This window comes from Alkalihalobacterium elongatum (genome assembly GCF_019024285.1).
In the GTDB taxonomy this organism is placed as follows: domain Bacteria; phylum Bacillota; class Bacilli; order Bacillales; family Bacillaceae_F; genus Alkalihalobacterium; species Alkalihalobacterium elongatum.
In genome coordinates this window covers 15,094-27,112 of the sequence record NZ_WMKZ01000019.1, presented here as the reverse complement: position 1 = coordinate 27,112, position 12,019 = coordinate 15,094, and the positions used below count along the sequence as shown (strand labels likewise).

Genomic DNA, 12,019 nt, shown 5'->3' with positions numbered 1-12,019 from the left:
ATAAGGTAATTGCCTATTTAATAACCTTATTTTTAAAGTGTAATTTAATTTGAATTTTTGTTGAAGGTCGGTTGATCGAAATTTTAAGGACAAAAGAAATGCAACAAATTTTTGGGGAGTTTTATAGTTGGGAAGGTAAGTAAGAGAACACAAGGAAAAAATCTAATGTGTTCTCTATATAGAAGTTAGTTAATCGTAATGAATTTGGCTGCCATGTTCATAGTCGGCTTCTTGTTTAAATCCGCCTCTGTCTTCAATTTCTCTAATAATTTCTCGATGGATCGTAACACCTTCAGAATTTAAGTAAGGGGTCATTTGCTGTAAGTTTTTATGAAAATAAGCTAATTCCTTATCGGACCAATCTTTCTTAGACATCATTGAGAGTTCTGTCATATCACGTCCTACGTACATTCAGAGTGCCTCCTTAACTTGTTTACTTATATTGTTTGTGTGATGAACTTGTCCTATGCCTTCCAACGTGAACAATAGTTGATGGTCTAATTTCATATTTTTGTAAAAAATTTTTTGGATAAAATGATAAAGTTCAGGACAAATTAACTTCTGTGGAGGTGAGACTCATGAATAACAACCAACAAAACCAAGCTTCTAAAACTAACGCTCAACAGGTGAGACAGCAAAACGCTGCTTCAGCTCAAGGGCAAAGCTACAACACTGAATTTGCTAGTGAAACTGATGCACAAGAAGTACGTCAGCAAAACCAGCAATCAGCAGCACGTAAGCAACAAGCTTCTTCAAACCAACAAGGTCAATAATCTTTATTGACGCCAGGCACTTTCTGAGAGACGTTCAGAAAGTGCCTTTTTTTGTGTTGGCAGGGAAGAGGCGGAAAAAAGTGAGCAAAGCATGCTAGTTCTACCAAGGAAAGGAAAAACAGGCAAGAAAGAGAAGGAAGTGCATCAATATTACCAGGAAAAGTAAGAAATAGGTGAGAAAGTGAAGGATGGGCAAAATCAAGAGATAAAGCAAAAATAGTCCCCAACAATACATACATTTATTTTTATCAACAACATAGGACCTTCCTTATAGATTGCTGCCTAGTTAACCAAGCATAGCTTGGCTCCTCTGGCCTAAGTAAAGCTTTTAATAATGAGCTAGTGCAAGATATTTTGGTATAATGCATCGATTAAAAGTTAATCCGTAAATAAATAATTAGGTTATTCATTTTAAAATAAATTTGAAAAATGTATAATAATATAGATAAAACTTTTTTGAAGCGTAATAAGTGTTCAGATTGGCAGTTTCGTTAGGGGAAGGAGAAACATCATGTTCTGGAGGAAGAAACGTAAAAAGGAGGAAGAAGAAAGACAGTACCAAGAGATTGATGTGTCAATTGATGAAGTTAGACAGGCTATCATGCAATGTGCAAATGATATGCCGATGGGGATTTCATTGCGCTCGTTAGTAAACGATGATCACTCCATTAACTTTAAGTTACTAAAAAGCATTTTAAAAGGTATACCGAGACAAAAATTTTATATGTCAAAAGAGACGTTTGAAGTATTTGAAGACGCTGAAAAGGCAAAAACAATTGATAAAGTGCAAATTGCTGTCGATCAATATATAAGCGAAAAGAACGAGATCCCAGTAATACCTGGTGATCCAGCATTTCGAATTAGTTACTTTCTAATTAAGGAATATATCCACCACGATCAGCCAGATTATCCTTTATATATCGATCCTAATGACCGTTTAGTTACACACCGGCGTCCAAATCAGTAAGCGAGAAAGGAGTTATTTATGGATTTCCCCAAGACTGGAAGCGTTATTCAAATCCATAGTTATAAGCATAATGGCTTCATTCATCGCGTATGGGAAGAAACAGTTGTACTTAAGGGGACGTCAAAAGTAGTAATTGGTGGTAATGACCGTATCTTAGTCAAGGAAGCAGATGGTCGCCAATGGCGGACACGTGAACCAGCTATATGTTATTTTGATGCTAATCATTGGTTTAATACAATTGGTATGATCAGGTCCGACGGAATTTACTATTACTGCAATTTAGGTTCCCCTTTTACTTGGGATGAAGAGGCGTTAAAGTATATTGACTATGATTTAGATATTAAAGTTTTTCCTGATATGACCTATAAGCTTTTAGACGAAGATGAATATGAAGTTCATCGAAAGCAGATGAAATATCCTGACCAACTAGACCATATTTTAGAACGGAATGTAGAAGAGCTTATTTCTTGGATTCATCAAAGAAAGGGACCATTCGCACCACAGTTTGTAGAAATGTGGTACGAGCGCTTTTTACAATACCGACTGTAGAGGCTGACTCATAAGTATCTGTACTCCTCATATTGTGATAATAGGGTCATCAATAAGATGTAGGCCCTATAGATCTTTTATAAGGTGCACAGATACTTAACATTTGAGTCTGCTTTTTTTTATAACACACAAATAAGAGTAAATACTAGTGATGATGATTGCGCAGGTATCTTGCGCTTTTATGTTACACGTAATACATAATGATTGATGGGGGGATCGGGTCTGACCTCTATAAGAAGATATTTAAAATTTGTAAAACCATATTGGAAGATCGTTTTAGTAGCTGTCTGTATTGGTATTTTTAAATTCGGAATACCGCTATTGACACCATTAATTGTAAAATATGTGATTGATGACATAGTATTAGCAGAAACCTTATTACAGGAAGAGAAAATAACCAAACTACTTTGGCTCATGGGGATTATGTTTTTCATTTTTGTAGTAGTACGACCGCCTATCGAATATTTCCGTCAATACTATGCCCAGTGGATTGGAAGCAAGGTTTTGTATGATATTCGCAAGAAACTCTTCTCTCATATTCAAAAACTGAGTCTGAAGTATTATTCTAATCGCAAAGTAGGAGAAATTATTTCACGAGTGATCCATGATGTGGAGCAAACGAAAAACTTTGTAATAACGGGATTAATGAATATTTGGCTTGATTTATTTACTATATTAATAGCGCTGGCGATCATGTTTACAATGAGCCCGTGGTTAACGTTAGTTGCTATATGTATGTTCCCGTTTTATGGTTTCTCAATTAAATTTTTCTACTCTCGTTTAAGGCACTTAACACGAGAGCGCTCTCAAGCGTTAGCCGAAGTTCAAGGTCATCTTCATGAGAGAATTCAAGGCATGAATGTCATCAAGAGCTTTGCTTTAGAAAACTATGAGAAAGAACAGTTTGCAAAACGAAATGGTCATTTTCTAGAAAGAGCACTTGATCATACCCGTTGGAACGCGAAAACATTTGCAGTTGTCAATACGATAACAGATGTTGCTCCACTTTTAGTCATTCTTGTTTCAGGTTATTTCGTCATAACGGGCCGCTTAGAAATTGGGGCTATGGTTGCTTTTGTAATGTATATGGAGCGACTATACAATCCGCTAAGAAGGCTGGTTAACTCGTCAACTACATTAACGCAGTCGATTGCCTCAATGGATCGGGTATTTGAATTTTTAGATGAGAAGTATGATATTGTCGACCTGGAAAATGCGAAACCATTAAAATATGTCAAAGGCGATATATCGTTTAAGAATGTAACTTTCCGCTATGAAGAGGATAGCTCGAAGGTAATATCAAACTTTAACCTCGACGTAAAGGCTGGAGAGACGATCGCATTCGTGGGAATGAGCGGTGGTGGTAAAAGTACTATCATTAGCTTGATCCCTCGTTTTTACGATGTCACTGAAGGAAGTATAGAAATTGATGGACACGATATTCGGAATTATGAAGTTCAAAGTATTAGAGATAAAATTGGTATGGTGTTGCAGGACAATATTCTTTTTAGCAACACAATTAAAATGAATATCTTGATGGGAAATCCGAATGCATCAGATGATGAAGTAATAGCTGCAGCAATCGCTGCCAATGCTCATGATTTCATTTTGAATTTGCCGAATGGGTACGACACCGAAGTAGGTGAAAGGGGTGTAAAACTTTCTGGCGGTCAAAAACAACGTGTTGCCATTGCTAGAGTGTTTTTGAAAAACCCACCGATCCTTATCTTTGATGAAGCTACGTCGGCACTTGATTTAGAAAGTGAACATTATATTCAAGAGGCATTAGAAGTCTTGGCCAAAAATCGGACGACATTTATTGTTGCTCATCGACTGTCTACGATTACACACGCAGATCGCATCGTTGTTATAGAGGAAGGAAAAATATCTGAAATTGGTTCTCATGATGAGTTGATGAGTAAAAACGGTAGTTACAAGCGGCTTTTTGAAGTCCAACAATTGAATTAGAAAAAGTGTTAAAGGAGCTGATATTAACAGCTCCTTTATTCTTTATAGAATAGTTTCTCTACGATTTGTGAGAAAAATATTGTGTGATTGCTACGTGCAAACAGTTGCGCAATCTTGTGCAACTAAAGTTATTTTTTATTGGTGAAGGATAGATAAAAAAACCTAAACTTTATTGGACATCAATATAAATTAAAAAACCAACCCAACTATTTGGTAATAGTGTTAAGTCATACCTTTAAACGTAATTGTGTCAACTAGAGGCAAAGAAAAACCTAAAAAATCAAGAAAATTTCACATTATTTTCTAAAACAATACAACATTATTACTTTTTTATATTGCTAAAAAACTATTTTCATAGTAACTTTTTACTTAGGGAAAGCGTTTGCAAAAATGTTTAGGAATTTACTTTGTTCCTTAACTTTTTTTATTCCTAATTTATGCAAACGTTTTTACAAAAATTGCGGAAGGGGAAAGAATAATGCTAAAAAGAAAAAATCAAAGAAGTATTGCTATCTTTTTAATATTTCTTATGTTTTTCAGTGTTTTTTCTGGTGCGTTTCCGGCATTTGCTACTACAGAAATAAAAGACTCATTAAAGAGTCCAGTAGTCGATAAAGCAGGTAACGTTACGTTTAATGCTGAACATGATGGGGACAACCTATATGTGGTTGGAAGTATTAACGAGTGGGATATTGCAAACGCAATTCCTATGAAAAAACAAAATGGTGTTTTTTCAACAACGTTGAACTTAAGCCCTAATAAATACGAATATAAATATACATTCGCGCAAAATTGGAATGAGGGTGACTTTATAGACCCATTGAATCCCCATAATCAAGGTGGCAATTCCATCCTATATGTACCAGGGGTAGTGGTTGACCAAATTCCTAGTTCCTTAGAACAAGGCAGTGAAACAAGTCTCAAAGGAAGCTTTATTGACGAGGCTGGGGTAACTTCTGAAGTATCTCCAAACTGGTCAGTAGTAACATCTGTTGAAGGTGTTGAATTAGTAGATAATGTTTTAACAGTTGCAAGCGATGCAGAAGCTGGAAAAACGTTTAGAATTCAGGCGGAACATGATGGGTATGTTTCGGAAAGAGAAATCTCGATCGTTAGTGGATTAAATGAGTTTATCATCAACTACTATCGTCATGATGGCAAGCCTATGGATTGGAATATGTGGATTTTCGGTGCTGGATTAAACGGTGCTGCGTATGATTTCCAAGCTTTAGATGGAGAGTTTGCTAAAGGTTCATATAAGTTTGTGCAAGATGAGATTTCTGTCATTACTAGACTTGGCAACTGGGAAAGCCAAGAAGATGAAAGAAAAGTCAAGATGCCTCAAGGGGAAAGCCAGGTTGAAGTATGGCTAGTTCAAGGAGAAGGGCAAGTCTATTACGAGAAACCAAACTTTACTGCTGATCCATATTTCCCTCCGACTGTCCGTTTTGTTTATGAAAGAGAAAATAAAGATTATGACAATTGGAATATATGGGTTTGGAATACAGGTGCAAAAAATGGCCAAATCGACTTTGATGATGTAAGCGATGTTGCTACAGCTAATATTGAGGTTGGAAAATCAACAAAAAGCATGGGCTTTAAACTACGTAAAGGCACTGATTGGCGTGTCGTAGATGTAGATGAAGACCGTTCAATCCAAATTAATCCAACTGAAAAGCTGACGAAAGTTTACGTACAAGAAGGTAAGCATGAATTCTTTACTGTTCCGTTCGCACAAGCACCTTCTATTGAACAAGGAAATGTAACTTTCTTTTATCGTGATGCTGACCTTTATATACAGGATGCAATGAATACGATTGATGCTGTACAAGTGAAGCTTGATGGAAAAGTTCACGATATGACTTTCGAAGAAAAGAACGAACGCTTTATTTTTACTTATGAAAACCTCGAAGAAGGAACGTATGAATATACTTATCTAGTAACAAAAAATGGTGTTACTAAAGAAATTACGGATCCTTTAAATACTAATGCTGATGGAAAATCAATCATTAATCTTTCGTCGATCAGTATAGAAGTAACGACAGACGTAACACCAAGCTCTATTAACTATAATCAAAATGCAGTGCTAGCTTTAGAGGTTAAAGATCAAGAGGGTAACGAGGCAAACCTTGAAGCGATAAGAGAAATGTACGTAGACCTTTCTGCTTTAGGTGGAAAAGAACGTACAAAAATTGATCCAGAATTGAAAGCGATTACGATTGCTGTAAGAGACAATGTCTCAGCTGGTACGAAGACGTTACCGATTACGGTAGTCGATGTGTACGGTAATACCCATAGTGGAGAAGCAGAAGTTCATATCGAGCCTTGTGAGTTCGCAAACGAAGGTGACTTTGATTGGGATGAAGCTCGTATTTACTTTATGTTAACAGACCGCTTTGCTGATGGTGATAAATCAAACAATAATCATTATGGCTATGATCCAAACAACCGCGGATCCTACCAAGGTGGGGACTTTAAAGGAATTACTCAAAACCTTGATTACCTTGATGAATTAGGGATCAATACGATTTGGATTACACCGATTGTTGAAAACGTTTACCATAATGTAGTGTACAACGACTCAAATGCAGCTATCCCATATTACGGATACCATGGATACTGGGCATTGGATTTTGAAAAATTAAATCCACATCTAGGCACATTAGAAGACTTTCATGAATTAATCGACGCTGCTAGTGATCGTGGAATTAAGATCATGGTTGACGTTGTACTAAACCATACAGGTTATGGATTAAAACTTGAAAATGACAATGTAAAGAACCCGCCAAATGGTTTTCCTTCAAATGAAGACCGTCAAAAGTTTGCAGACATGCTTCGTCAAGATGGTGGCGGCGGTGATGCTTTAACAGGTGAACTCGCAGGACTTCCTGATTTTATTACAGAAGACCCAGAAGTTCGTGAGCAAATTGTCGATTGGCAAGTAGGTTGGTTACAAAAAGCGACTACCGCTAAAGGAAACACGATTGATTATTTCCGTGTTGATACCGTCAAGCACGTTGAAGATACAACATGGATGCATTTTAAGAACGAATTAACTCTAGCAAAACCTGATTTTAAGATGATTGGTGAAGCGTGGGGTGCAGGGGCTAATAACCAATATACAGAACAATATTTAAATTCAGGAATGATGGACTCTCTATTAGACTTTGATTTTAAATATATTGCACGTGACTTAGTCAACGGGCAAGTCGAATCGGTCAATAGAAGAATTAAAGATAGAAATGACAGCATAAACAACAGTGCGACGTTAGGGCAATTTTTAGGAAGTCACGATGAGGATGGATTCCTTCATCTGATCAATGACCAGGATACGAGTAAGCTGAAAGTAGCTGCAGCACTTCAGATTACATCTAAAGGTCAACCAGTTATTTATTATGGTGAAGAGCTTGGGTTATCTGGTAAAGATAATTGGCCGCGCTATGATAATCGTTACGACTTCCCTTGGGATGAAGTCGAAGGAAACGATGTTCATGAACATTATCAAAAACTATTAAATATTCGTGGAGACTATTCTCAAATCTTCTCAAAAGGTAGTCATGAACTAGTTAAGGGTAATAATGCTTCTGGTTATATGATCTTTAAAAGAAGTTATGAAGATCAATCAGTACTAGTAGGTATTAATACAAAAAAAGAAGCTGCAGAAATAACGATTCCTGTTCCATTTAAAGCAGGAAAAACCATAGAAGATGTTTACAATAACACAACAACTACGGTTGCAAATGATAAAACAGTAACATTAACGCTTCCAGGAAGAGAAGACGGAGGGACGTTTATTCTCGCTTCTAGTGAGAAGGATGGAGAAAGTGAGATTACGGTTCCGTCTGTTGAAAAAGACACTTTACGTATCCATTACCAAAGAGATGATAATAACTATAAAAATCTAGGGTTATGGTTATGGCATGATGTAGTTTCACCATCTGAAAATTGGCCTTCTGGTGGAACACCTTTTATTGAAGGACAACGTACAGATTACGGAGCATATGTTGATATTCAACTTAAAAAAGATGCAAAAAAAGTAGGTCTCCTCGTATTAAATACGACGAATGGAGATAAGGACGGAGATGACAAGCTAGTAGAACTGTTCTCTCCTGAAATAAATGAAGTTTGGATTAAGCAAGGATCTGATGAAGTATTCCTTATAGAACCTGTAAATCTTCCAAAAGATACGATCCGAATTCATTATGAAAGAACAGATAAAACATATGAAGGATGGTCAACTTGGTTATGGGGAGATGTCATTTCTCCTTCAGATGGATGGCCAAATGGAGCACAAGATGCTGCTGGTGAAGGTAAGTATGGTGCCTATTATGATGTTCAATTAACAGATAATGCTAAAGAGATCGGCTTCCTATTTGTTAATAAAAAGACCGATGCACAAACGACCGATTATAAATTTTCGTTATTAGATTATAATCAAATTTTTATTAAAGATGGCGATGATCAGGTTTATACAAATCCATTTGGTTCAGTGCCTACAGTGCTTCTTTCTGGTGAAGTTCTTTCTGACTCGAAAATACAACTTCGTTTTACAAAAACAGAAGATTTAGTAGAAGAAGAATTGAAATCTGAACTAGAAATTGTTGACCGTAATGGGAACGAAGTCATTATTGATCGTGTATCAATTAAAGATGATAAATTCGTTGAAGTATATGGAGCTTATGATTTAGAAGCAACACCATTCACGATCACATACGGTGAGCAAACAATCACTGTAACGGGTGGATGGAGAATGATCGATGAGATGTTTAGTTATGAAGGTGAATTAGGAGCGACGTTACATGAAGATGGAACTGCAACGTTAAAGCTTTGGTCACCGAAAGCAGATAATGTTTCTATCGTTCTTTATGATAGTAATGATCAATTTAAAGTTATCAAGGAAGACATTCCGATGACTTTAGGAGATCGTGGTGTATGGCAAGTTACACTGAACAAAGACAATACTGGATTAGATAGTTTAAGAGGCTACTATTATCACTTTGCGATTACGCATGGAGATGAAACGAATTTAGCGCTTGACCCTTATGCTAAATCAATGGCTACTTGGGCTAATGAAGAGCGTGGTGGCAAATATCCTATTGGGAAAGCAGCAATTGTAGATCCATCTACAATTGGTCCAGAATTAGATTTTGCAACAATCGAAGGTTTTGAAAAACGTGAAGATGCTATTATTTACGAAGTTCACGTAAGAGATTTTACATCGGACCCAAGTATTGAAGGACAATTAAATGCACCGTTTGGTACGTTTACAGCGTTAATTGACAAGCTTGACTATATTGAAGCTTTAGGTGTAACCCACATTCAACTTCTGCCAGTAATGAGCTATTTCTGGGGTGATGAGTGGGCACGAACAATTCGAGAAATGGAGTACTCATCTTCAGGAAACAACTATAACTGGGGGTATGACCCACATAGTTATTTCTCACTGACAGGTATGTATTCTAAAGACCCTGATGATCCAGAGCTACGAATTGCAGAGTTCAAAATGTTAATCGATGAAATCCATAGCCGTGGTATGGGAGTCGTGCTTGATGTTGTTTATAACCATACAGCACGTGTTGAAATCTTTGAGGATCTAGTTCCTAACTATTATCACTTTATGGATGCAGACGGTACACCAAGAACGAGCTTCGGTGGTGGACGTTTAGGTACAACACATGAAATGGCACGAAGAATTTTAGTTGACTCGATTTTGTATTGGGTTGATGAGTTCAAAGTAGATGGTTTCCGCTTTGATATGATGGGGGATCACGATGCAGAAAGTATCCAGATCGCTTATGATCGAGCAAAAGAAATCAACCCGAACATCATTATGATTGGTGAAGGTTGGAGAACGTTCGTTGGTGACGAAGGAGACCCTGTAATGGCGGCAGACCAAGACTGGGTGCAGCATACAGAAAGTGTTGGAGTATTCTCTGATGACTTCCGAAACGAATTAAAATCTGGTTTTGGTAGCGAAGGTCAGCCTCGTTTCCTAACAGGAGGCCCAAGAAACATTCAGCAAATCTTTGATAATGTTGCGGCTAACCCTCATAACTTTGTCGCTACACACCCTGGAGATGTAGTTCCTTACATCGAAGCACATGATAACTTAACACTACATGATGTGATCGCGCAATCCATTAAGAAAGATCCAGAGTTCCATCAAGAAGAAATTCATAAGAGAATTCGTTTAGGGAACTTAATGGTATTAACAGCACAGGGGACAGCATTTATCCATGCTGGGCAAGAGTTTGGGCGTACGAAGCAATTTAGAGACGAAACGTCAGAAGCGCCATACAAATCAACTTATATGACAGATGAAAATGGTAAGCCATTTGTTTATCCGTATTTCATCCATGATTCGTATGACTCTTCAGATATGATTAACAAGGTTGATTGGGAGATGGCAACAAATGCAGAAACGTTCCCAATTCATAATCTAACTCGTGAATATACTACTGGTTTAATCGAATTACGTCGTTCAAGTGATGCGTTTAGATTAGGAACGATGGAGCAGGTACATGCAAATGTTTCACTAATTAATGCTCCAGAAATCCAAGAGTGGGACTTAACAATTGGCTATAAAACAGTATCTTCTGATGGCTCTGAAGAATATTATGTCTTCGTTAATGCTGATAATAAAGAGCGTACTCTAACATTATCGGATATTGATCTTACAGAAGGTAAAGTCATTGTCGACGGAAATGAAGCAGGGACAACAGAAGTTGTAAACCCTACAGGTTTTGAGCTTTCTTCTGATCACATTAGGTTGGATCCATTAACAGCTGTAGTAGTGAAAATGGGCGAAGGAGAAGTTGTAGATCCTAAGGACCCAAGTGAAGGTGATCCAAAACCAGCACCAGGTGATACAGGAAAAGATAAAGATGAAAAGCCAAAAGACAAAGATAAGAATGAAAAGCCAAAAGACAAAGATAATAACAAATATAAAGATAAAGAGTCTGCTAAAGACGGCAAAACAAAAGATAACGAGAAGTCAAAAGAGAAAGGAACAGAAAAGCAAAAAAACAATAAAACTAACACTTCAAAACCTAATGAAGTTGTAGCTAAGCTGGTCGTAAATGGCAAAAAAGTAACTGTTCCTACATCAAAAGTAAAAGAAGTAAGAAAAAATGGTACGCTAAAGATTGACTTGAATAATTCGCTCGAGGATGTTGAACTCTCATTAGATCCAGAGCAAATCAAGCACTTAAGAGCAGTAGGTGGCTCGATTATTATTAGTAAAGGTGATCTTGTAGTAAATATCCCTGCAAGTACTTTTGAAAGTGATGAAGAAGTGATCTTCACTATGAAAAAGTTAGCGGATATTGAGAAAGCATTAAGCTCTGTTTATTATTTCAACCTTGAACAAGGTGGCAAGAAAATAAAAGAGTTTGCTGAAGGTATTGAACTTTCTTTTGATGTCGATAAAAAGGAAGTGAAGAATCCAAACAATGTAAAAGTCTTCTACTGGAACGCAGAGGAAAATAAGTGGGAGCTAATTGGTGGAACATACCGTAATGGTGTTGTAACGGCTACTGTTTATCATTTTAGTATCTATTCAGTATTTGAACTTACTGAAGAAGAATTAAATGAGAACGTACAAGAAGTAACACCAAAGGCACAAGAAGGGCAAAAGCTACCAAACACAGCAACAACGATCTATAATTGGTTGTTTGCTGGACTTGCTCTATTAGTAGCAGGTATTATCGCCATGGTTATCCAAAGAAGACGAGTATTAAAGAGCGTAAATTAATTACAAAAA

General features: G+C 36.9%; 6 protein-coding genes. 5 read left to right on the top strand and 1 reads right to left on the bottom strand.

The genetic code is table 11. The features are described from left to right. Positions 1–189: 189 nt before the first annotated feature. Positions 190–411, bottom strand: coding sequence for a cytosolic protein (locus GKP30_RS16250; protein ID WP_216830518.1), 222 nt, complete (start codon positions 409–411; stop codon positions 190–192). A 167-nt stretch (positions 412–578) separates the two neighbouring features. Here GKP30_RS16250 and GKP30_RS16245 point away from each other — a divergent pair, with 167 nt between their 5' ends. The 5 genes from GKP30_RS16245 to GKP30_RS16225 all read left to right on the top strand — a co-directional run bounded on the left by GKP30_RS16245 (position 579) and on the right by GKP30_RS16225 (position 12,010). Then, the gene (locus tag GKP30_RS16245) at positions 579–773 is read left to right on the top strand and encodes a gamma-type small acid-soluble spore protein (protein WP_216830517.1); all 195 of its coding nucleotides are present in this window, start codon (positions 579–581) and stop codon (positions 771–773) included. Between the two features lie 511 nt (positions 774–1,284). Next, a complete protein-coding gene (locus GKP30_RS16240; protein WP_216830516.1) occupies positions 1,285–1,740 on the top strand; it encodes a DUF3939 domain-containing protein in 456 nt (151 codons plus the stop codon). 18 nt (positions 1,741–1,758) lie between these two features. After that, positions 1,759–2,289, top strand: a complete 531-nt coding sequence (gene ntdP / locus GKP30_RS16235; protein ID WP_216830515.1) for a nucleoside tri-diphosphate phosphatase — start codon at positions 1,759–1,761, stop codon at positions 2,287–2,289. 222 nt (positions 2,290–2,511) lie between these two features. Continuing rightward, entirely contained in the window at positions 2,512–4,257 is a 1,746-nt protein-coding gene (locus GKP30_RS16230) for an ABC transporter ATP-binding protein (RefSeq protein ID WP_328703174.1), read from the top strand. A gap of 478 nt (positions 4,258–4,735) precedes the next feature. Next, entirely contained in the window at positions 4,736–12,010 is a 7,275-nt protein-coding gene (locus GKP30_RS16225) for a pullulanase (RefSeq protein ID WP_216830513.1), read from the top strand. Positions 12,011–12,019: the final 9 nt, after the last annotated feature.